Origin of the sequence: Novosphingobium sp. B 225 (genome assembly GCF_002198665.1) — a bacterium.
Lineage (GTDB): Bacteria > Pseudomonadota > Alphaproteobacteria > Sphingomonadales > Sphingomonadaceae > Novosphingobium.
In genome coordinates, this window is the sequence record NZ_MWLM01000072.1 from 168210 (window position 1) to 190496 (window position 22287).

General features: G+C 59.6%; 21 protein-coding genes. 12 read left to right on the plus strand and 9 right to left on the minus strand.

Translation table 11 applies throughout. From position 1 onward, the window contains the following. Positions 1–107: 107 nt before the first annotated feature. Genes MNBBLIKP_RS17115 through MNBBLIKP_RS17125 form a run of 3 tightly spaced genes read right to left on the minus strand, consistent with a single transcriptional unit; the run spans position 108 to position 5005 of the window. Positions 108–3779, minus strand: a complete 3672-nt coding sequence (locus MNBBLIKP_RS17115; RefSeq protein WP_088311478.1) for an ORC-CDC6 family AAA ATPase — start codon at positions 3777–3779, stop codon at positions 108–110. Between the two features lie 52 nt (positions 3780–3831). Further along, the gene (locus tag MNBBLIKP_RS17120) at positions 3832–4338 is read right to left on the minus strand and encodes an NUDIX domain-containing protein (protein ID WP_088311479.1); all 507 of its coding nucleotides are present in this window, start codon (positions 4336–4338) and stop codon (positions 3832–3834) included. A gap of 1 nt (position 4339) precedes the next feature. Next, positions 4340–5005 carry a 2OG-Fe(II) oxygenase family protein gene (locus MNBBLIKP_RS17125; protein ID WP_088311480.1) on the minus strand — a complete coding sequence of 222 codons (666 nt, stop codon included), beginning with the start codon at positions 5003–5005 and terminating at the stop codon, positions 4340–4342. A gap of 84 nt (positions 5006–5089) precedes the next feature. On the opposite strand from MNBBLIKP_RS17125, the gene MNBBLIKP_RS17130 reads away from it, so the two are divergent. Together MNBBLIKP_RS17130 and MNBBLIKP_RS17135 are read left to right on the plus strand one after the other, a co-directional pair. Then, on the plus strand, positions 5090–5566 hold the full coding sequence (locus tag MNBBLIKP_RS17130) for a hypothetical protein (protein WP_140420649.1): 477 nt from the start codon (positions 5090–5092) through the stop codon (positions 5564–5566). Continuing rightward, positions 5563–6279, plus strand: coding sequence for a thymidylate kinase (locus MNBBLIKP_RS17135; RefSeq protein ID WP_088311482.1), 717 nt, complete (start codon positions 5563–5565; stop codon positions 6277–6279). The genes MNBBLIKP_RS17130 and MNBBLIKP_RS17135 overlap by 4 nt, the downstream gene beginning before the upstream one ends. On the opposite strand, the gene MNBBLIKP_RS17140 is transcribed toward MNBBLIKP_RS17135, so the two are convergent. After that, positions 6219–6794: an AAA family ATPase gene (locus MNBBLIKP_RS17140; protein WP_088311483.1), complete on the minus strand. Its 576-nt coding sequence runs from the start codon at positions 6792–6794 to the stop codon at positions 6219–6221. The genes MNBBLIKP_RS17135 and MNBBLIKP_RS17140 overlap by 61 nt on opposite strands. 4 nt (positions 6795–6798) lie before the next feature. Next, positions 6799–7665 (minus strand): hypothetical protein, encoded by an 867-nt coding sequence (locus MNBBLIKP_RS17145; RefSeq protein ID WP_140420650.1) that lies wholly within the window; start codon positions 7663–7665, stop codon positions 6799–6801. A gap of 420 nt (positions 7666–8085) precedes the next feature. Between MNBBLIKP_RS17145 and MNBBLIKP_RS18360 the strand changes: the two genes are divergently transcribed. The 6 genes from MNBBLIKP_RS18360 (at position 8086) to mobF (ending at position 14749) form a co-directional block, all read left to right on the plus strand. Beyond that, a complete protein-coding gene (locus MNBBLIKP_RS18360; protein ID WP_254913108.1) occupies positions 8086–8190 on the plus strand; it encodes a hypothetical protein in 105 nt (34 codons plus the stop codon). 678 nt (positions 8191–8868) lie between these two features. Continuing rightward, positions 8869–9060: a helix-turn-helix transcriptional regulator gene (locus tag MNBBLIKP_RS17155; protein ID WP_088311485.1), complete on the plus strand. Its 192-nt coding sequence runs from the start codon at positions 8869–8871 to the stop codon at positions 9058–9060. 41 nt (positions 9061–9101) lie between these two features. Continuing rightward, a complete protein-coding gene (locus tag MNBBLIKP_RS17160; protein ID WP_140420651.1) occupies positions 9102–9599 on the plus strand; it encodes a hypothetical protein in 498 nt (165 codons plus the stop codon). Positions 9600–9810: 211 nt separating this feature from the next. Next, positions 9811–10185, plus strand: a complete 375-nt coding sequence (locus tag MNBBLIKP_RS17165; protein ID WP_088311487.1) for a hypothetical protein — start codon at positions 9811–9813, stop codon at positions 10183–10185. Then, complete coding sequence (locus MNBBLIKP_RS17170; RefSeq protein ID WP_088311488.1) at positions 10182–12002, plus strand: type IV secretion system DNA-binding domain-containing protein; 1821 nt, start codon at positions 10182–10184, stop codon at positions 12000–12002. The genes MNBBLIKP_RS17165 and MNBBLIKP_RS17170 overlap by 4 nt, the downstream gene beginning before the upstream one ends. Then, on the plus strand, positions 12002–14749 hold the full coding sequence (gene mobF / locus MNBBLIKP_RS17175; protein WP_088311489.1) for a MobF family relaxase: 2748 nt from the start codon (positions 12002–12004) through the stop codon (positions 14747–14749). Before MNBBLIKP_RS17170 ends, mobF begins: the two co-directional genes overlap by 1 nt. Positions 14750–14769: 20 nt before the next feature. Here mobF and MNBBLIKP_RS17180 read toward each other — a convergent pair whose 3' ends face one another. From MNBBLIKP_RS17180 to dcm, 3 genes are read right to left on the minus strand one after another with little or no spacing between them, the layout of a single operon-like run. Next, positions 14770–16089, minus strand: coding sequence for an MvaI/BcnI family restriction endonuclease (locus MNBBLIKP_RS17180; RefSeq protein WP_088311490.1), 1320 nt, complete (start codon positions 16087–16089; stop codon positions 14770–14772). Then, complete coding sequence (locus MNBBLIKP_RS17185) at positions 16090–16542, minus strand: very short patch repair endonuclease (RefSeq protein ID WP_088311491.1); 453 nt, start codon at positions 16540–16542, stop codon at positions 16090–16092. Between the two features lie 3 nt (positions 16543–16545). Then, positions 16546–17766, minus strand: a complete 1221-nt coding sequence (gene dcm, locus MNBBLIKP_RS17190) for a DNA (cytosine-5-)-methyltransferase (protein ID WP_088311492.1) — start codon at positions 17764–17766, stop codon at positions 16546–16548. A 641-nt stretch (positions 17767–18407) separates the two neighbouring features. Between dcm and MNBBLIKP_RS17195 the strand changes: the two genes are divergently transcribed. The 4 genes from MNBBLIKP_RS17195 (at position 18408) to MNBBLIKP_RS17200 (ending at position 20804) form a co-directional block, all read left to right on the plus strand. Beyond that, entirely contained in the window at positions 18408–18593 is a 186-nt protein-coding gene (locus MNBBLIKP_RS17195; protein ID WP_088311493.1) for a hypothetical protein, read from the plus strand. Positions 18594–18743: 150 nt separating this feature from the next. After that, positions 18744–18917, plus strand: coding sequence for a DUF3768 domain-containing protein (locus MNBBLIKP_RS18410; RefSeq protein ID WP_369678922.1), 174 nt, complete (start codon positions 18744–18746; stop codon positions 18915–18917). Beyond that, on the plus strand, positions 18883–18984 hold the full coding sequence (locus MNBBLIKP_RS18365; protein ID WP_254913113.1) for a DUF3768 domain-containing protein: 102 nt from the start codon (positions 18883–18885) through the stop codon (positions 18982–18984). Before MNBBLIKP_RS18410 ends, MNBBLIKP_RS18365 begins: the two co-directional genes overlap by 35 nt. A gap of 200 nt (positions 18985–19184) precedes the next feature. Beyond that, positions 19185–20804: a patatin-like phospholipase family protein gene (locus MNBBLIKP_RS17200; protein WP_176399824.1), complete on the plus strand. Its 1620-nt coding sequence runs from the start codon at positions 19185–19187 to the stop codon at positions 20802–20804. 155 nt (positions 20805–20959) lie between these two features. Here the strand turns inward: MNBBLIKP_RS17200 and MNBBLIKP_RS17205 are convergent, their stop codons facing one another. After that, complete coding sequence (locus MNBBLIKP_RS17205; RefSeq protein ID WP_088311495.1) at positions 20960–22180, minus strand: tyrosine-type recombinase/integrase; 1221 nt, start codon at positions 22178–22180, stop codon at positions 20960–20962. Positions 22181–22287: the final 107 nt, after the last annotated feature.

The window sequence follows — 22287 nt, forward strand, 5'->3', positions numbered from 1 at the left end:
GTGCTGGAAGGTCTCGCTTGCCGATGGCCATTTACCCCCGTGCCTGTCTTTGAGACTTGCTGCAAAGCACAAAAGAGTACCGGAGCGCATGCCGGCTTGTCGAGTGCCTATTGGTTGCGATGGTCGGCCCGGCCGCATGCGACGCTGAAATAGCGCGATCGGGTGACGCCGCGGGTGAACCTCGGCTGGTCGAAGGTCTCTGGCTTGACATACCAAACTTGGCTGACCGGCAGTGCCGCAGCGACGATCGCAGCCGCGGCCGCTTGCATCTTGTTGCCCGTGAGACCGATCTCGAAGTCGAGGCCGCTGCGGATGAACCAGCGCTCGTGCTGCCGGGCGAGGCTGTTGACGAGCTCGCCGAGATTTCCGGCGTCTGCGGATGCAATGACGCCGCCCGGCGTATCCTCAAGCGCGACCCGGGCTGCGATCCCGCCGACCCGTGCCCTCGAGGTTTCGGCAATGTCGGTAATAATCTGGACAGCGTCATATTCGCGCGCTGCCGCCAAGTGCAACAATCGTTCATGGCGCGGCGAGGCGAAGGCAGAAAGCGCGCGCAGCCTGGTCCCATCAGTCTCGGCGGCGAGAAGGGGAAGCAATTGATAGGGGCCTCTCTCGCCCGTCAGCACGCCTCGCAGCGCGGTCAGCAGCTGATGGGGATCCGAAGCGCCGTAGGCTTCGAGAACCTTGCGAAGGTCCTCTTCGAGCGGATAGTATTCGTCCGCGCCGGTGTAGGCGATGACGAGATCCCTTTCCGCGCGAAGGCCCGCGCGAACCGCAGTAAACAGGGCGGGCTTTGCCAAGCCGGTGATGTCGACCATCGTGCGACCCTCGAGCGCCGGGCCGGAACTGTCGGAAAAGTCCGAATAGGCAACCTCCTCCAGAGAAATGCCCCGGTCAGTGATAGCCTTGCGCATGTCGTCACCGTGCCCTGGATTGTCGTACCGGATGGCAATCACCCGTCGAGGTCTCAACCTAGTCAATGTCCTCATCAAGGATTCCGGAGTTCTGTCCTCGAATCCTAACCCGATGATGAGGTCGTCTACGGCTGTTTTTGCCAGGTCCTCAGAAGCCACTTCATGCACGGTCGGCGCCGACGGAAAGACCATCTGCAGGCTATCCTGGTCAGAAGGTCCGGAGGAACTGTCGAGCTGGGCCAGCAGGTCCATCTGCGTCGCCTGGCTCTCCGGCGTCGCCCTTAGGGCATGTTCGATTGGCCGTTCCGCTATGTCATCTGAGGAAGGTTCGTCCTCACTCTCGGGCGCAGCAGTGGAAAGGTTGCGCAGGAGAATTTCCCGTCCCGCCGTCGGCTCCTTGAGCCATCGCTGCAAATCTTCGCCCGACAGCTCGAACCGGTCACGATCGGACAGTCCGATGAAGTTTGCCAGGCCGTAGATTTTTCGAAACGTCAGCTTGAACTGCTGGACCGGATCGGAATCGTGCGTCTTAGTCCGGGCGGTGCCTCCTGTGAACACGAACACGCCAGCATCGACCAGCTCGCGTAGCCTCGTCATCTGTTCCTGCAATTCGCCTGCGGTCACTCGCACATAGAGTGAGGTGTACTGCCTGATCCTGCCCGTCGGCTTCTCCCGCCCGGACTCGATCAGCAGCTGATGCGAAGCCTCCGCGAACTGAAGCGCTACCAGCTTGAGATCGCTGCCTCTGCGGTCGAGGCTGTAAAGGTGGCGCGCGCAGAAATCCTGAAACACCTCATGCTGTCGTTCCGGCTGCACCGGCAGCGTGATTCCGCTACCGGTGAGGATTTCCTGATATATTTGGATCACCGCGCCGATGTCTCCGACGCAGACGCCCGCCAGCGCCCGAAGTCCATGGTAAAGCCGTTTGCGCTCTCGCGAGCGTGTACGCGTCTCGGCTATAGCGCGGGCTATGGACTCGAGATCCTTATCTCCGAGCACGTTTGCGGAGCTTTGCCCGGGATGCCCAGGAAACAGCCGGGCGCGTGCATCGAGAATCTCGGTGACGAAGGTCTTGCCGCTTCGATCTTTCAGCCGGGTCTGCACTTCGGCGCCCAGATCGAACGTCGTGAAATCGCGGCCGGCAGCAGCCGGGTGAACCTGCCCAGGAGACTTGAGGCTGAGGAAGATCGTCTGCGCTTCCGAGGTTAGCTTGAATGCGCAATGAGAGTGCTGAAACAGCAGCGCCGAGAGCAGTTCCTCGATGCGATCGGCATCGAGGTAGCGTGTCGAGACGTCATCGAGGAGGAAGAGGATCTGCGCATCGTGCCAGATCGGGGCCGCTTTGCGGATCGCGTCTGCGAGCAGAGGAAACGCGGTGTTAGGATTGGTTGCCAACCGCAAACCAGAATCGCTGCGGCTGACCCTGATCAGCAGGTCGCTTAGACATCGCTCGAGATGCTCGATCGTGGATGGCTGTTCGAGTTCAGGTCGCGGTGCGAGTGATTCGCAGACTGCATGGAGAAGTCCGGCGCCCGCGTCGAACGCCATGGCATCCTTGGCAAGATCCTCGAGATGAGCCATCGCTCTCGCCGCCTGGGCCGCGTAGGCGACCAGCAGGCGAGCGAAAAGTTCCTCGGTCGAAGGCCGGTCGGCTCGAGGATCGACAGGGATCAGCCGTTGGGCTGAGACAAAGAGGCCGACGTACCCGTCCTCTTTCACCCGCTTCAGGGCGGCCGCATCTTCCTCCTTCGGAAGGACAGCGGCGCGGGCATGAAACTGCAACGAATGGAGCAGCATGGTCTTTCCGCAACCACGCATTCCCGTCATAACGAGAGGGCCTGGCGAACTGACTTTCCTCAACCAAGCTCCGTCGGGATCGACGATCAGCTGCGGCACATACCAAGCATCGAGCGTCTGTGCGTTGTAGGATTGGTCGAAAGTGCGCAGGACGGTTTGATTTCGCCACGGACGCCATGCTTCCGCGGTACGATGGTATTGCTCGCGGATGCCGGTAATCATGTCGGAGGCCACAGGTGTCCGCTGGTTCTCGGTCGCGGTAGCCAGGCCTTGAGCGATCCCGTGCAGCTTCAGCCCGATGCGCTTGTCCAGATCAGGTGCGGTATCGCCGCCGGACAGGAGCCGGTCGGCCATCGCGAGAATATGATGTCCGATCCAGTGCAGGTCACCCGTGTAGCCGCCCCCGGACCGCCGATCGCCGGCGACCGAACCTAGGTCTATCGCTACGGCCCGGATAGCGGGCTCGATTGCATCGGCACGTCTTCGCCCGGGTGGAAGCTCCTCGACGATGATATTGCCCGCGTGCAGGTCGTTGTGGTTGACCAGAAGGCGCTCAAACTCCTCCTTCATCCGGAACAGGTCGCAGGCGATCTGCGCGGCCTCCGGCGCCGTTAGCGGTCGCGCGCCCGACAGATATTTTGCAAGGGTGTCGCCATCAACGAACTGAAGCACCGCGACATGGCAGCGCAGGACGAGGCCCGCAAAGTCGATGTCCGCGTCGAAGATGTCGTCAACGGCCACGACATGATCCGCGCCATCGGCAACCTCCGAGTGGCGCGCGGACTCAGCTGCAAAGTCCTTGTCGAACTTTTCGTACATGGCGACCGGCGCGACCTTGAGGACCCGCAAGGCGCGGTTGAGGCCGGTCCTCGGCCGGGCGACGAAGGTCGCGGCGTAGAAACCGCGCCCGAGCGGCCGTTCGACGTCGAAATCGCCGATCGATGTCGGCGTCGAGGTCAGCGGAAAGTCGTATTCGCGGCCGCAGTCAGGACACCGGTCGCTCAGCCGCTTCAATTCCTGACCGTTGTCAGGACAGTTGAAACAGCAGAACTTGCCAGTTTCGGACATAGATTTTCTCTTTCTCGAAATTTCACACGATGTGGTTTTAAGGCATTGTCATTCACAGATTATTCGTACCGCGACGAATTGGGAGTGTGCTGGCACGAATTACGTCGATTCGTTCAAATACCTCCGCCGCCATTTGCTTGATGGGAAACGCAGTGTCGAGACGGGTCAGTGCTGCATAGTCAAACCAGTTAGCTTCCATCACCTCGCTTTTGAGCCTCGGCGTCGTCTCGCGACTGACACCGACGAAGACGAAGTCGACGTACATCGCGCAGCCATCGGAGGTCGTTTCCTGGATGATCGCCAGTGGTTGCGGCAAACGGACATTTCCTTCGTGTTCCCAGAGGGGAAGGTCCGAGAAATCCGACAAAACGATCGACAGGCCGACCTCTTCGGCTATCTCGCGCAGCACGGCATCATGAGGCGACTCGCCAGCTTCGACCTTGCCCCCCGGAAACATCCATTTCTTGAAGGTAGGATGGAGAACGCATAGCAGCTTCGGAGACGATCGATGTAGCACGATAAGGCTAGCGGACTGTATTCGTGGCAGGGGATCGTTCATCTTACGTACCCACCTGTCGCACCGATTGAAATCGCCGCTTCATCAGATCGCCTGCACGAACATCCTGGCGAACGACGAGGTCCGGGTCGGCGTTCACGAACAGTGAAACAGACATCCGCTGTTGGCCGCTCCCTAGGACGCGGTGTTCAATCGCTGGCGCAACGCCAAGCTCTTGCAGGATCTCGCCCGTCATCACGGCAACCTCATCTTTGCCGATCGCAATGGGAAGCCATTGATCGCCCGCGCGTCTCTGCAGTCCCGGTTGCGTGGCGGCCGGCAAGATCGTGAATAGGTCGATGTCGGTGTGGGGTTGATTCACTTCTCCCACATATCCCGGTGGGTACCATGTCATCCGCAATACTGGACCATCGCAACGATCCATCATGAGAGCGAGAGGGCCAGTCAACCCGGTGGTCGTAACTTCCTCAAGCGCGCGCGCGCAGACGTCCAGCCTGGCGATCAATACCCGCCGCAGTTCCACCAGTGCAAGCGGAACATCCGTCGCACGCTCCGCGAATTCCAAGTAGCGTTTCGGGTCGGGTTGCAAAGCACCAGGCGGTGTTTCCGGAGGGCCCGGCAGCACGTCGTCGCTATGCACCATCTCTCCAAATTCGGCGTAGGCCGCCTGCAGCGGGCCGGCGAGGCCAGGGCAGGCTAGGATCAACATGATGGTAGCAGAGTGTGACGGCCAAGATGGCGGATGACTTGAAACGGAGCTATGCTACAGACCGCTACGAAAGGACTTCGAAAATTGTTGAACGACGCCATTGATCGCATCGCTGAATCAGACGCAAGTTCGCCATCGGCCGACGCCGTCGCGTCGAGCATGACGGCGCAGGAGATCCGCGAGGCCGCAATAATCCATCTTTCAGCTCTGCTGGAAGGCGCGCCGGACAGCGTTGGTGAGGAAGACATTCTCATCAATGGCCTGAAACTGAAATTCGTTGCGACTGACAAATCGGACACCCCTATTCATTATGACGACGTTGCCGTCGGCTTTGCGGTAGAAGGGGCGTCATTGGCGCGACGCGATGGGCCCACTTCGCTGGCAGCTCTGCTCCGCATCTTCCTTTATGCACGAGATTGCAGCGATAGTCTTCTGTTCCTCCCGGCGGCGATGAGATCGGAGCGGATCGTTGCACTGGCTAAAGCGACGGATGCGAGCGAGCGCTTCGTGCGCTTTGTGTTGGCGGGCTATCACAACCTGTCTGCGCGGGCCGCAGCATGAGCCTGCTCGTTGCAATCGAAGGTGCTGACGGGGCGGGAAAGGCGACAGCGGCCGAGAATGTCAAGGCAGCGCTGCTGGCGCGAGGTCTGTCGGCAACGGTTATCTCGTTTCCTCGATACAAGGACACAGTCGGCGGCGTGACGTTGGGCGAATTCCTGTCAGGGCGCATGCCGGTACCAGTTACGCCGCAGGCTGCGGCCGTGCTCTACGGACTCGATCGTTTTGAGTCCGTCGCGGTGATAGCCGAGGCGGCGAAAGCCCACGATGTCGTGGTCTTCGATCGGTACATACCCTCAAACATGGTTTATCAGGCCTCGAAGGTGAAGCCGGAGGAAAGCGTTGCGCTCATGCGGTGGATCTACGCGCTCGAGACCGAGGCATTCGCTGTTCCTGCCCCTGACCTGTCGATCTATCTGGATACGCCCTTGGATGCGGCGCAGCGTCTGATGAAACTGAAGGACAAGCGCTCTTACACCGATCGTCAATACGATGAGCATGAAGCGGACATGGCGCTTCAGCGTGCGGTTCGTCTGAACTATTCGGCGATCGCCGAACTGGGATTGTCGGGACCTTGGCGAACTGTCCAGACCATCAAGGACGATCAGCTCCGCGCTCCACTCGAGATTGCCTCCGAGATCGTAGATTTGGTCATTCACAGGCTCTGCGAGCTTCGCGACCACAAAAGCGCCAGCCAGATAGCTTCGCGCGCCTGATGAACGCGTTCCGCAGGGTCGTGCGCGAGGACGACGGCATCGGCTCGGGTCGAGAGAACCTCTGTTGCACGCGCGCCTAGCAGTCGTCTGTAGGACGGATCTTCTGATCGCAGGCCATCAACGGCGATGGGGATATTCTCGTCTACCTGCGAGAACAGGACGACATCGTAGGTTGAAATCCATCGTTCCGAAAGCGGGCTCACGGAGGTGAACCACGGATCATCCTCATATTGAACGTGCTCGCCATAATGTGCGAGGATGTCGGGCACGCCGCGGTCGCACAGCATGATTGTCTCGGTACCGCGTGACGCTTCGATTTCCCGGGAAATCTGCGTGGTCAACAGCCATAAACTCGCGGAATGGGTCTGCGCCTCGTTGAGGGGGAAAGGACAAGACCGGGCGAGGTCGGGGAGTTCGACGATCTTCAGCCCATCTTTGCGCAATTCGGTGCCAAGGGCGCGGATCAGGGTGGATTTTCCGGTAGAATAGGCTCCGGTGACGATCGCCTTCAGCATCGGCTCACGTCGTCACGATTGAATGAAGCGTGACCCCCTTAGGAGCGAGGCGAGCCGCGGCATTGTCGCCCGTTTTCACCTTCAGTTGCGGCTCGAACACGACCAGAAAATCACTGACTTCCCATCCGCATGCTCGCAGATCGTCGATGAGGCGTAAGGCCTTTCCTCCGCCCGTGCTGCTGTCGTCCACTATCAGCCCTTTGCTTCCTAACGCAGGCAGCTCGGCGAAATCGAACATCGCGCGAGGATCGGTCGGGTCGGACCTGAACTTATGGTCCGGGTTGTGAAGCAGCAGGGGTTTCTTGAGCAATTCCGCGAAGCACGCTCCCAGGAGTGGTGAACCACTCTTGGGCGTGACCACGAAATCGAATTCACTGTTCGCGATCGTACCCCCTACGCCGGTCAGAGTCCGCCACAGCGCAGAAAGGTCGCGTGCGAACACGCGCGCCAGGCTCAGGTCCGCCGTCGCGCCCATCAGGTCGAAATAGTGCTCTCCCTTTACCGCAACCTGCGATCCCACCACGACCTTGTGTCCGATCTTCGTCGTCGCCAGCCGTTTGTGCACGCGCTCGGCAAGATTGTCGCCAGCGATCTGTTCCAGTCGTGCCGCTTGGTTGGCTCGTTTCGGCGTGTCGACGTCCACTCCGAATTCTCTAAGAATACGCATAGTCTCGCGAAGTCTATTCCGGTTTATCCATTTTGATGCCCAAGCCGGAAGGAACCCGACCATCTCGAGAACTTGGAACAACGTCGCGAGAACGAGAACCCAAAGTATCACAGTGTTGACACCACTTTGAAACAATTGATCGACCCAGCTAAAATCAAGATTAGCCGGCTGAACATGACTAGCGGCGCCAGCAGAACTGTTCATGTTGCTCCCCCTCAATCTGAAGTTCGTGACGGAGCGGAACTGCCGGTGAGAGTCAAGCTTCTCGTAATCGCGATGACCCTCTCAAAGGGGTTGCACCGGATTGGCGCAGCGCGATAGGTGAGTAGAGCCAATGGCACGTGGTCTTGAGCCACATAATCCGTTTCGCGATTTTCATCCGTGGCCGAGGTAATCCGCCTTGTGGTCATGATGTACGTTCGCTTCCCGCTGCGCCTGCGGAATGTTTAAAATCTACTCTTCGAGCGCGGCATCGATCTATGCCATGAGATGGTAAAGCTTTGGTGGACCCAGTTCGGTCTACTGATCGCCGCCGACATCCGCTGCTAGCGGGTAAGCCATATGCGAGGCTAGCGGCAGTGGCGCTGGCACTCGAACGAGATTTACTTCAGGCTCAATGGCGAGATGACCTCCTTGTGGCGGGCTGTCTATCACAAGGGTCAAAGCCTTGAGAGCTTCGTGACGACGAAGCGGGAGATGCATTGCTTGTGGATGAAGACAGCGCATTAATTCGCCTCGGTCCACTACGAGCGCAACCTCGTCGATCGGCAGACTTACCGAGAACGCCGCTCGGCCACGTTGGCCAAGTGGCAGTCGCTTGCCAGTCGACAATGCGCACCCAAGGTGAATTTCTGCCGTTTAGAGAGCAGTTCATCGGGCTGACAGCTCCGGATAATCCCTTGGGAACGACATGAACGAACTTGAGCTTCCAGGCGGCCTAAAATTTCCCTCGAGCGGCGACCGGCGAAATGGAGATTGCATAGGATTTTTCGCCGCACTCGGTGAAGAGTTTGCCAACGAGGCCTGGTTCAATCGAAAACACGCCCAATTGACGTGATTCGGCGCAAAGGGTGCGCGAAGGAGCGTAAATGTAGCGCACAGCAGCGGATTCGTAACCAACTGGAGCCCCCTCTCAAAAATTTCTCTGGTCCATTTGCGTTCCCATTCGTCCGCATGCGTTCCCATGTCGTCTCGAAGGCATTGCGCAACGCGTTTTGTTCTATTTTTGTTCTTTCCTACAGAACGAATCGGATTTAGCCATCAACTCGTCACAGGGAACGGGGTGTTCCTGTTTCGAGGAAAGTCGCTTTCCCGCCTTCAGGATCGGCGGGATCGCGCCGCCCGCAAGCTTCCTCGTGACCGGGCAAACCGGTCCCTGTGACACCCCTCCCTCCCAAGGAACGTGACATGAATACCCCCGAATTGCTGACCTGCCAGGAGGTGCTTCGCCTCACTGGCATACGGAGCCGCTCGACCATCTGGCGGCGGGTCCAGAAGGGCCGTTTCCCGGCCCCGGTTGACCTTGGCGCTGGCCGCATCCGCTGGCGCGCATCCGACATCACCGCATGGATCAGCGCCCTGCCGCTGGTCCGCTACTGAGCCTTATTACGCGGGCAGTGGCCCGCAGAAAGCTCCTTCCCATGTCCGACAAATCCGCTCCCGAAGAGGGAGTCATCTTCTCAAGAGAAACCTGCGATAGCTTCGTTCAGCTCATGATCGACGAGTTCGTCCGGCGGCTAAGCCGCCCCGGCCTCGATGGTGCCTGGTACCGGCATTTCATTCTCGACTGGCTTTACTTCGACCGCCCCATGTTCGACCGGTTCAGAGGTGCCGAATTCAACATTCAGTTTGAAGGACCGCCGGTCGGAATTGATGGCCTGCATTACCCTCTCGGAGGGTTCATCGAGCGCCAGATTGAATGGACCCGGATCAGTCCGGCGGAAGCCTTCGATCTGCGCGAAAAGCTGCGCGAGGCAGTCGACGAAACAGTCCATACCTGGATGGCCGGACGGGACTTCGAATTCGTCCCCGCGCACCCCGAAAAGTCGTTCACCGACCGGGCCGCTGCGGACGCAGCAGTGGTCGATGAAATTCGCGCGTTCGCGGGCGCTCTCCCGGACATCGGGGAGTTCGGCTGATGACTTTTCTGGCCCATCAACCGGAAAGAAATGATGCCTGCGATGCTGCGCATCGAGGCGGCATTTCAGTTACACACCCCACGCACGCGTGCAGCGAGCAAAACCGCCGGTCGCCGGGCGTGCCAATGGCGCGCCCGGCAATGGTCTCAGCCGGACGTGACGCGACTGCGCCGATCCGGGAGCGCGCCCGGAGCGCGCTCAGGAAGTGGCCATGCTGACCGCGAGCAAGCGCACCGTCCGCCTCAATCCATCCCAAGCCCGGACCCTGTCCGGCATCGCCGGGCGGCGCAGCCTCAGCGAATATGCGATGCTTCAGCGGATCATCGAGGCGGGCTTCCTGGCGGTGCTGCACGGCACCGATCGGGAGGCTGACACCCGCGAGATCGCCAACGAGGTCGGGGCGATTTCTGGCCGCATTGCCGACCTGGAAAGGGTGCTCGACCGCGCCCTGTTCACCGCTTGCGCGGCCTATGCCTACGCCCGCCACGCTGCCCTTCAATCTCGCAAGCCGGACGAGGTGATCGCTGCGGAAGCCCGCGCCGCGTTCGAGCGCCAGCGCTCGCTCGCCCAGGAGCAAGAACCATGACCCACAATCTCGATTTCAGCGCCCGCGCTCACGCGCTCTGGCGTGTTCGCCTCGCCCGTTTGCAGGAGCGCTGGCGCTTCTACTGGCAGCTCATTCTGGGTTGTACCGCAGCCGGTTCCCTGATCGCAGCGCAGTTCGTTCTGGACCCCGCCGAGATCAAAATCTCGCTCCAATATCTGCTCGGCAAGGTGCTGGTGCTGCTGGGTGATCTAGCCAGCCGCGACATCAAGATGAACGTCTCGCTGGACGGTCAGACCTGGACTGTTTCCTCCCATGCCTTTGTCAACGAGCCGTTCAATGCCGCAATCTTTGCGAGGACCGAATGGACCCTGCTTGGCGGTGCTTTCCTGGGCCTGTTGCTCGGCCTGCTGGTCGTCGAGCTGATCAAGGACAGCATGGCGAAACAGGGAGAGGATACGCTCGCTGATCGGGTCATTGGCGGAACCCGTGTTGTGAACGAGGCCGAGGCGGTTGCGCTGCTAACTCCGCTCGCCGGCAAGAGTGCGATATGTATCGGCCGGGTCCCCATCCCGCGCCGCAACGAGACCCGGCACTTCGCCATGATCGGCACCACCGGCAGCGGCAAGACCACTGCCCTGCGCCAGATGCTTGACGACATCGAACAGCGCGGTGATCCGGCACTGGTCTATGACACCAGTGGCGAGTTCATCGCCAACTACTACTGCCGCGCACGCGGCGACATCATCCTTAATCCCTTCGATGGTCGCTGCTCGTTCTGGTCGCCGTTCGACGAGATATCGCACCCCGCTGACGCCGACCGGATCGCCCGCCAGCTTGTCTCCGAAACCAGCAGCCAGGACGATGATGTCTGGCTTGAGACGAGCCGCATCCTGGTCGCCAACATGCTGCGCAAGCTGTGGGCAGAGAAGAATTGCAGTCTTGAGGCATTGCTCGAGGCCCTGCAGGTCAAGAGCAAGGATCAGCTCAAGCAATGGTTGGGCCATACCTCATCGGCCCGGACCTTTGCCGACGATGCCGACCGCGCCACTGGCTCTGTGCTGTTCATGCTCACCAAGGCCGCGAACCTGATCCAGTTTCTCAAGGCCCACGACAAGGGTTGCGAGCGGTTCTCCTTTCGCAACTACATCGCCGGGCTCGACAAGAATCCCGGTGCGAAGCCCTGGATCTTCGTCCCCCGAAAGGAGGACTTCTTCGAGGCGGCCAAGCCTCTCATGTCCTGCTGGCTCGAATGCGCGGCCAGCGCGGTTCTTGGTCTCCCGCCATCACCTGAGCGGCGCATCTGGTTCGTGCTGGACGAGCTTGCCGACCTGCCGCGCGTCGATACTCTCGCACGGCTGCTGCCCGAAGGTCGCAAGTTCGGGTCGGCGATCGTGCTCACCTTTCAGGCGCTCGGACAGATGCGCCACCGCTACGGCGACAATATTGCCGAGGCCATGCTCGCCTGCTGCAACAACAAGCTGTTCCTCCAGACTGTCGATCGCGAAACCCGCGAGTGGGCGAGCGAAACGATCGGCCAGTGCGAGATCGAGCTGCGCAGCGCGACCGACACGTTGTCCATGGGCAACGAACGTCCGCGCATTTCCATCGCGACGCAGCGTCAGTTCCGTCCCGCCGTGCTCGAAAGCGAACTGCGGCTGCCGCCTTACCAGGGCTATCTTCTGCTCCCCGATGGCCTGCCGGTTGCGCGGATCAGTCTGACCGACGATCACATCAAACGGCGCGGTCCGCCCCGCGAGCCCGCCTTCGTGCCGGGCGATCTTGCCGACACATTGTGGAGCAAGGTCAGCGAGATCACCGAGGCGGCAGCACCCGACACCAAGCCCGGACCGGTGTGATGGTTGCATCGGTCTCGGCTTTGATCAGTGCAGGCCAAGCCGCCAGCTACTACGAGGCTGACGACTACTATGCCGAGGGCGGCCTTGCCCCATCCGAATGGTTCGGCGAGGCCGCCAGTGCCCTTGGGCTGGAAGGCGAAGTCGACCGCGAACAGTTTGCGGCGCTGCTGGAAGGGCAGGTTGGCGGTAGACAGCTGGGCACGACGCGTGATGGGAAGACCGAGCACCGCCCCGGTTGGGACATTACATTGTCCGCACCCAAGTCGGTATCGATCATGGCCGAAGTCGCAGGCGACAAGCGGCTAATCGCGGCCCACGGCGCTGCGGTGAAAGCGACACTGGCCCATGTCGAAAAGCACATGTCTGCGACCCGCATTCGCGACAGCGGCACAGTCCGGCGTGAGACCACCGGCAATCTTGCCATTGCCACTTTCCGGCACGCAACAAGCCGGGCACAGGATCCCCAGCTCCACACCCATGCCGTCGTGATCAACGCCACCCAGGACAAGGACGGCAAATGGCGGAGTCTTGAGCCGCGCGCCTTCTATCAGCTTCAGAAGGAGATCGGCGCGATCTACCGGCAGGAACTGGCGCATGGGGTTGCGAAATTGGGCTACCGCATCGAGCCTGGCAAGGATGCGATGTTCGAAATCGCAGGCGTGCCAGACAAGGTCATTGAGGCGCTGAGCCAGCGGACCGCGGCGATCGATGCCCGGCTTGCCGAACGCGGTACAAGCCGGGAGGAGGCGAGCGCTGCCGAGAAGCAGATTGCCGCACTCGATACCCGCGAGGCCAAGACCCATGCCGATATCCGCGAATTGCGCGCCGACTGGCTGGCCACAGCCGATGCAAACGGACTCGATGCCGGAGCCCGAGACAAGCTAGTTTCCGGTGCAAGGGAACGCGCAGCGCAGAGCGAGGCAACAGCCAGTCCCGAAATCCTGGCGCGTCAGGCGGTAGCATTCGCCGCAGCCAAGCTCTCCGAACGCGAAGCCGTGTTCTCGGCGAGCACGCTGGCCCGCGAGGCCGGGGATTTTGCCTTCGGCAAGGTCGGGCACGCTGAGATCAGCGCGGCGATTGCCAATGCCGGGGAACGCGGCGACCTTATTCCTCGCGCATTTCTTGACCGGCGCGGCGCGGAGCTCGCTGGCTTTACCACCCCGCAGGCCATCGCCACCGAGCGCACCATGTTGCAGCTTGAAATGGCGGGGCGCGGCATGGCCGAATCCTTGGCCAGTCCGATGGCGGCTGCGCGAGCGGTTGAGCGCGCTGCTAGGCAGTCGGGACGATCCGGCTATGTCTGGACCGAGGACCAGAAGCGCGCGACCGCTGATCTGCTGACTTCCAGGGACCGGGTTGTTGCCGTTCAGGGCTATGCAGGGACGGCCAAGACAACGACCGTGCTGGCCACCTATGCCCGCGAAGCAGAGCGCGCAGGCCTGTCAGTGAAAGCACTTGCGCCAACCGCATCGGCGGCAACAGTGCTTGGAGATGCGCTCTCCCTGCGCGGCGATACCGTTGCCCGGCACCTTTTGACACCCGAGGGGCGCATGTCCGGCAAGGTCGCTGTCTGGATTGTCGATGAGGCGTCGATGCTTTCGGCCAGCGACATGGCGAAGTTGATGACCAGCGCCGACAAGGCCGGAGCCCGGCTTGTTCTCGTCGGGGACGTGAAACAGCTCGGATCGGTCGGTGCAGGTGCTGCCTTCGCCCAGTTGCAGGCGGCAGGCATGACCACCACCAAACTGGCCGAGGTCGTCCGGCAGACCAATGCCGACACCCGCGAAGCCGTCATGGCATCAATCGAAGGACATGCCGCGAAGGCACTTGCCGCGCTGGATCGCGGCGGCGGGAAAGTGCTGGAGGCAGCCAATGCTCATGACCGCTTTGAGGTCATGGCGCGTCACTACCTGTCCTTGTCATCCACCGAGCGGGCGAAGACGCTGGTTATCGAGCCTTCGCGTGACGGGCGGGACACCCTCACCGGGATGATCCGCGATCAACTGGCATCGCGCGGTGAACTCTCCGCACAGAAGCTGCAATTTGCCGCTCTGGAGGCCAAAGGCATGACCCGCGCCGAGGCGCGCGAAGCGGCCAGCTATGGCATCGGCGATGTCGTCCGGTTCAGCCGTGACTATGCTGCGAAGACGGTGCGCCGGGGCGAGGCCCTGTCAATTGTGAGCATCGATCCGGAGCGAGGCCGTATCGCCCTCGCGAGCCGGGACGGACGGTCGATTGACTGGCATCCCAGGCAATGGGGTGCCGGCAAGGCCGAGGTGTTCGAGGCCAAACCCATGGAATTGCGCACGGGTGACCGTGTACAGTTTACGCGCAACGATCGCGATGCGGGACGGATCAACGGGCTTGGCGGGACCGTGACCGGCATCGATCCTGCCGCCAGTCAGGCGACCGTGAAGCTGGCCAATGGGCGCGAGCAGCGGCTCGACCTATCCGACCCTCGCGACACCAATTTGCGCCACGCCTATGTCCAGACCGCACATGCGGCTCAAGGCCAGACCGCCGACCGCGTTCTGATCCACGCCGACAGCCGCTCGACCAATCTGGTCGACCAGAAGATGCTCTACGTCGCGCTGTCGCGGGCAAGGAACGAGGCGATCGTGGTTACCGACGACCGGGAGCGGCTTGTCCGGGCGATCACCGAGCGGGCGGGTGAGAAGCAGGCGGCCAGCAGTTTGGACGCTCGCGAGACCGGCAAGTCGAGGGCGATGGGAGCAAGTCTCGGTTGATCCGCAATGTCGCTGGCGTTCTACAAGCGGACAGTTTCAGACCGTCGATAGAGTTTCTTCAGATCGCCATGCGCCACGCGAAACTGGCTCCGGCGCTTGATCTCAGGTGTTGCTGAAGAGGCATTTTCCACCTTAACCGCCGGGTCATAGTACACCTGGCCGGTAGCAAACGCCTGAAGGAACAGCAGGAAATCTGTTTCCTCGCACAACAGGACTTCGGGTCCGTAACTGTACTCGGGGGGCGGAGTCTGAAACAACGATGGCACATAAGCTGCCTGCGCATGCTTGCGGTTCCAGTGCGCCATCATCCCCTTGAAGCTCCAGGTCGCGGCAACTTCATCCCTGTCGCTGATGAGGAACAGCCCCCCATCAAGGTCTGAGATTTTGCCACTGGCTTCATCGTATCCGGAAAGCGTCATGCGCAGCCCGGTCAGCAAATGGTGCTGGCGCACACAGTCATAGCGCCCGCCGAAATTGATCCGGTCCGGAATCCCCGACTGATCGGGATATCCGAAGCGCCGCATGAAAGCGCCAACGCCCTCAGTCCGGTAGATTCCTCCGGTTGGCTCTGGCGTCATGAGCGTGACCGGCGACTTGGGCCTGAACGACACGAAATCACGCACTCCGAACTGCTTGACTTCCCAGCCGAGGAAATCCGGCTCCGCATACCCGTTGGGGGTGATCCCCAGTTCGGCTTCGAGGGTGTAACCGCCGCCATTGCGGGCTGCGTAGGGTGCATTTGTGCCGTCAGCCGCCAGCTTCTGGGATGCAATCCAGTGCATCCGGGAAATGCGACGCAGCTCAGCCAGCAACTGGTCCCGGGGACTCGTTGTGTTTTGAAGCGTCAGGGGCAGTTCGAGGAAGACGCCGACCATTGGCCAGTCGCGGGCGACAAGCTCTCTGGTAACGGCGTCGTCACCGGATGCCGCATAGCCAAGCACCGCTCCCGAGCGGGTAATGCCAAAAAACAGCACGCGGCCCTCATCGCGAACCCGCATGATTTGTGAAGGCGCCGAGGCGCAGCCCTTCAGAAAGCCTGACATGCGAATTTCGGGATATTTGGGATACAGGATCAGGCCGGTGTGGGGAGCATGGTGAACACCATCTGCGTCCACCCAGTAGAAATCGACCGCTGCCTTCGCGCGGTCGCGAACCGCGCCGCCGATTTCAGCATCATCGTTGTAGATGTTCCCGTGCGGAATGATGTTCAGGGCCGAAAAGTCGCCGCCGAGGTAGACCTGATTCTTTGAATTGTCGTTCGGAGCAAGCTTCTTCGCATAGATGCGGGTTGCGCCATGATGGCGCAACAGATCCAGCAGTTGTCCAAGTGACCCGGTCAATTAGTTGCCCCTGAGCGTGATCGACGGCTCCGCTGATCTTACCCAGTTGGCAAGTGTCTGCATAGCTTGGGTGAAATCGAGCCGTGTCCGGCCTTTCAATGCGCATTCCCAGACAACACCAATGCGCCAGCCCGCTGACCTTAATGCTGCTCCAGCCTTTTCATCATTCGTGACGTTCCGGCTGATCTTGGCTTCCCAGAAGTCGCGTCGCGTCGCGGGCATCCTGAAGAGATGGCAATCGTGGCCATGCCAGAAACAGCCATGCACGAAGATTACGGCCTTGTAGCGCGGAAGGACGAGATCGGGCTTACCCGGCAGTTCCCTGACGTGCAGCCGGTATCTGAGACCAAAGGCATGCAGGGTCCGGCGGACCAGCAATTCCGGTTTCGTATTTGTCGCCCTGATCGCCGCCATGTTCCGGCTGCGCGTGGCGACGTTGTGAACGTCTGCCACGCCTCAGGCTGCTTTTCTTCCCCTGGCAGGCTCGACCAGGGCCTGAATGTGGGGCTGCATAATGCGGGCAACCGCTTCAAAAACCGGAACTGCCACAGAGTTGCCGAACTGCTTGTAGGCCTGAGTGTCAGAGACGGGGATACGGAAGTCGTCACCATAGCCCATCAGCCGCGCACATTCGCGAGGCGTCAGGCGGCGAGGATTCTTCCGCCGCCCCTGACTGACAAGAATCTCGGAGCCGTCTTTGTAGTAGCGGGCCGACAGTGTGCGGGCGACATCATCGGGCGTCACCAGACCAAATCCGAAGCCGTTGCCAGCCGCCTTATGTTTATCAGCGTAGCCCTGCAGATACTGCCAGAGCTTGTCGGTCAGTGTGTATTTCCCGTTCACGGCGGCATTGGCCCCAAGCGTATAAGGTGCTTCCGCCTTTTCCGATCCGTCCTCCGGATGGAGGACGCTTCCCAGCCGGACACTGCCTTTCGGAGGAAGCTTCAGGTCATCCCAGCTGAAGGGGACGGCTTCGCGAAAACCCACAATCACAATCCGTTCGCGGTGCTGCGGCACAAAATGCTGAGCATCGATCACCTTGTGCCAGACCTTGTAACCGAGCTCTTCGGTCAGTGTCCGCAGAATGACATCAAACGTGCGGCCCCGGTCATGGCTCGTGAGGTTCTTGACGTTTTCCAGCATGAACGCCGCAGGACGCTTTGCCGTGATAATTCGGGCCACGTCGAAGAACAGGGTTCCCTGCGTTTCATCGAGGAAGCCGTGCTTGCGTCCAAGCGAATTCTTCTTCGAAACACCTGCGATCGAGAACGGCTGACACGGGAAACCTGCCAGCAATACGTCGTGGTCCGGAATCTCGTCAGACTTTATGGTCGTGATGTCGCCGTGCGGAGGGTGGTTATCCCGGTAGTTGGCGGCGTAGGTTTCCTGGGCAAATTTGTTCCATTCAGACGTGAATACGCAGTGCCCGCCGATCGCGTCGAAGCCTTTCCGAATGCCGCCGATGCCGGCAAAAAGATCAATGAAGTTGAATCGGCCACCTGACTGGACAGGTCCTGCCGCTGCCATTGACTGCAAAAGACGGACGGCTGCCTCTCTTGGCTTCCCCTCACCGGCTTCCCAGCGCTGCACCTGCCGCACGCTGTAGCCGGTCATCCGGGCGACATCATCGTGAGACAAGCCAGCGCGGACACGAAGAGCAGCAAATTCGTTGAGCATATTACCTCTGGGACTGTTTGCGACATGGTGTCGTCGTTGATCCCTTTTGGCAAGCCCTCGGGAACAAAAAGTTCGCAATTTGTTCGCATTCGGAATGCCGAACCTGTGGATCGATTTCAAGTCACAATCAATTCAGCAGAACTTCAATGAGAATTGACATCGACAGGGCTGCCCGCCGGGCAACCCGCTCTATCCGCTGGCGCGGACCGGACCTGTAGTCCCGGCCCATCCGGGTGACGACCGGGAGCAAGGAGGCTGAGCGGGAGAACCTGGCAGACGCACTCTGTCCCGCGCTGCGCGCTCCTGAGGGTGCGGCGTTTCGTGCACTGACCCGCTGGCACTCTTGCCTCTCTCATTGCCCGACGCCCGCTGGCGCACTTGCGCGCGCACAGGGCATCCGGCGGCTTCGCGCCGTTGCAAGGGTGCCGTTTCTGGCTGAATCGCCGGGCGATCCGGGCAGGAACGCCAAGGGCTTTGCCCTCTCGTTCCCCAAACCGGAATAGACACCCCCGAGTGGCGGGCTGTGCCCGCTGGCCCGCGCCAGAGCATCGATTCCGGTTTTCCCTCCCCCTCCCATCCTCGCCGGAAGGCAGGCCGCTTGTCGCATGTCGAATGCGGCTTTGCCGGAAGGAGGGCAGAAAATGGGTGACCTGATCTTGAACTACCGGGCTTGCGGGGCCGAGTGCCGCGAGGACTGGTTGCGGATGCTGGCAAACGAGAACGGCTTGTCGTTTGGGACGGTGCAGCGGCTGGCCGAGGAACTTGGAGAGCAGGAGGATTTCGGCGAGCTGGTTCAGCTTTGCGAATGCGGCGGGAGGGCAGTGTAATGACCGCTGCCCCACTTTCCCGCATCGAACGGATTGCGCGCCTCAACGACCGAGGGCGGCAGGCGATAGGCGATAGGCTTGACCTGATTTGCGGTCTCTACCGAGAGTTTTCGTACCCTTTCGCAGGAGGATCAGTCACGGGTTCGCTAACTGGTCGAGACCTTCGACGCATTCACGCCGGACAATGACCCTTCCGAGGAGCCTGACTTTGGGGCGATCTATAAGGTCAGTGATGGTCTCTGCGCTTCTGCCGACGAACGGGACTGTGACCGAAAAGGTATTTTAGAAGATCGATGCCTACGATCGCGATTTGCGCTTCGGTAGTCCCGATCCGGACAATCCAGCCGTGACGCGGCGGGTGCTGACCATCATGCTTGCTAGCGAATACTAATGGAGGCGAACGATGTCTAAGGCCCCACGGCTCACATACACCGCATGTTCGATATCGATAATGTAAGGCTCCTTGCGACATATCGGGAAAAATGATCCTCCGGGCCGAATACGACTACCTAGTTGATCAATCCTCTCCCTCAGGCATTGACGATACCCGCCTTTCCTACGAACCTATTGAAGAGAGTGAGGGGGATTCGATTGCAGCTAAGCATCGCATATCAAGGCGGAGGTGCCAGAGTTATCGAACTCCTGGCCGCTGCAAAGGCTGTCATTGACGCGCAATCAGCGGGACGCCTCAAGGTATTCCGTGTTTGTGGTGCATCGGCTGGAGCGGTTGCAGCAGCGATGCATGCAACAGATTGCGATATTCAGGCGGTAATTGCGAATTCACATACCCTGAAATCAGACATTGAGAATTTTTTCCCGGCGAGCCGAATGAAGAGTTTCCGCGCAATTCCGCGCCTTTTGGCTGGTAAATCGCTATATGATGAACGGCATGTCCGAGAAATACTGATAAAATTATTCCTCCTTGGCGGAATAGATGCAGAGCGTCCGATTAAGGACATAAAGCTTTCCGTGCCACAGCTTAGGATCATGAGATCCGATATCAGATATAACAACTCCTCAGTAGCCACCGAGGCTTCTGAATCGAAATTGGTTGACGCCATCTTAGATTCGGCCGCCATCCCATTTGCATTTCGAGTCCCGAAATCAAATCCAAACCCCGAGATTCTTGACGGTGGGTTATTTCAGAATTTGCCGGCTGCAGCAGCAATGGAGGACCTCAAGTTAGGGCAAGTCGCTTTGGGATTTTCCTTTCCCAAGGAGGATTCTCAAGATTTGAAGAAGGCAACACCTTTGGAATACGGCAAAGCCATTCTCGGTAGCTTGCTTGACGAACGCATGGCCGATGCGAGGCTCAGATTGAAGCCAAGTAACGTGATAGAGATTCCAAATCGTCGTTCGACGTTTGAGTTTTCGGACGCTCTTTCTGAAGGGATGCATGCCCAGTTTTCAGAAGATGTAAGTGAAATTGCCAGAAGGCTGGAGAACTGGGTCCGGACTGCTGAGATGATGGATGGTCCAGATTGGCACTCTGATCATCCAGCTGACCTAGCGGAGCAGGCTGCACGGACTCAAATTGATGTATCAAATTTTTATGAAGATGTCGGTAATTTGGGCTACCACGCCGATTCAATCTGCCATGAGGTAAATTACAGATCTTTTAATCGGGGACTTCCGGATATATATACTTTAACAGTAGAAATATGTGGGAATAAGAATGAAGGGCTTCAGTTTCTAAGATTCTTTTTTTACGATTCGGAATCTGGTGCAATAAAAAAGACTAACCTTGAAATTTTTGACGGACAAGGCGCATTGCGCAAAACAATGGCTCTTCCACTTCGAATTCCTGGGAAACGCATCCGAGGCACTCTCGTTTGCCTCGACAGGCCCCTGAAGGCGGATGAAAGGATAAAGATTGTCAAAACCGAGGAGAGTTTTGATGGCATGCTTGAGTATGAAACGAAGGGTTGCTGTTCACAGACAGTCGGCCTCAGTCCTGGTAGGACGTCAGACAAGCTAACGGTGATCGTCCATTTCCCGGATACCCATAAGCCATTGCACTATGGCGACGCCTCTTTGGAACGCCCGAAGGATGCAGAAATGCTTAGTGACGAGAGCGGATTGCAACTTATGACCCGAACCGTTATGCACGCCAACAAGCGAGCAGGCTCCAAGACGGTGGTTAGCGAGGCGACTCTGACGGATCAGACTGAAAAGAGACGATTTGTTAAGGTTGTCTACTATAGAACGTAGAGGAAAGGTTGTAAGAATGTCCGGCACTCAGGAAATCTGAAATCTGTCGTCGATGCGTCGGCAAGGGGGCTGCGAAGGTATGCCCAGGTGTCTGAATTTGCAACCAGACGGTTCACCAGAAGTTCGCGTAACCCCTACGCTCGGTGCCGCCAGACTTACAAGTCCGCCTTCATTGGCGCTGTGCTCTCTCCCCTTCTTAGCAAGTCGAGATAGTCACTCCACCATTGCGCCATCCTGACGCGCTCATCCCAGTAATGGCCGCGATTGTAGGCACCACGGATCGCATTGCTGTCGCCGTGTGCAAGAGCCCGTTCGATTGCGTCGGGATGCCACAGGCCGCTCTCGTTGAGCAGTGTTGACGCGGTTGAGCGAAAGCCGTGCGCCGTCATCTCATCCTTTGTGAAGCCCATGCGCCGGAACGATGCGTTGAGCGTGTTCTCACTCATCGGGCGCTTCCAAGTGTGGAACGCGGGGAACATGTAGCCCGTGCCGATCGTGACCGACTGCAGCTCGCGGAACAGTTCGAGCACCTGCCGGGACAAGGGGACCGCGTGGGTGCGGCGCGCCTTCATCTTGCCTGCCGGGATCGTCCAGATGGCCTTTTCCCAATCCAGTTCGCTCCAGTCGCCATGACGCAGCTCGCCCGGCCGCACGAAGATATGCGGGGCAATCTTGAGCGCGAGCTTGGTGACCGGATAGCATTCGAAATCATCGATTGCCCGGAGCAGCTGGCCCAGCTTCTCCGGTTCGAGGATCGCGGCATAGTGCCGCGCCTTTGGTGTGATCAGTGCGCCCTGAAGGATAGCGGTCGGATCGCTTTGGCAAACACCCAGGGCCGCGCCATAGCGAAACACGCGGCTTGAAAAAGATCGGCATTTCTTCGCCGTCTCAAGGTTACCCCGCGCTTCGAGCTTCTTGAGCGCCGCCAGCATCATCTGTGGATCAAGGTCATCGAGCGGCATGTTGCCGATGGCCGGCGTCAGCAGCTCCAGAAACCAGCGCGCCTTTTTGAGAGTTGCCTCTGCGAGGCCCTCGCCGACCATCTTGTGTTCGATGTACGAGCTGGCGACGACTGCGAAGGTGTTTTCGGCCCCGAGCCTGATCTTCGCCTTCTCGCGCTTGCGCTCACGCATGGGGTCAATGCCATCAGCGACCGTGGTGCGCGCCCGGTCGCGCCGCCTTCGAGCTTCGGCCAGGCTGATCTCCGGGAAGGCGCCAAACGGCATCTTCTTCTCGATTCCACCGAATCGATACTTGAATTGCCATAGTTTTGAACCATTTGGCTTGACCAGCAGGTAGAGCCCCCCGGAATCGTATCGCTTATAGGGTTTGGATTCGGGAAGAAAACCCTTAATTTCCTGTACGTTAAGGCTCATCTGGGGGCTCCGCACTCTCGCCGAGCCATATTTGGGGGCCTCAGTGCCCAACGGAGCCCCCAGACCGGGTGAAACTCAGTGGAACAAAGCGGAACGCCAATTACGGC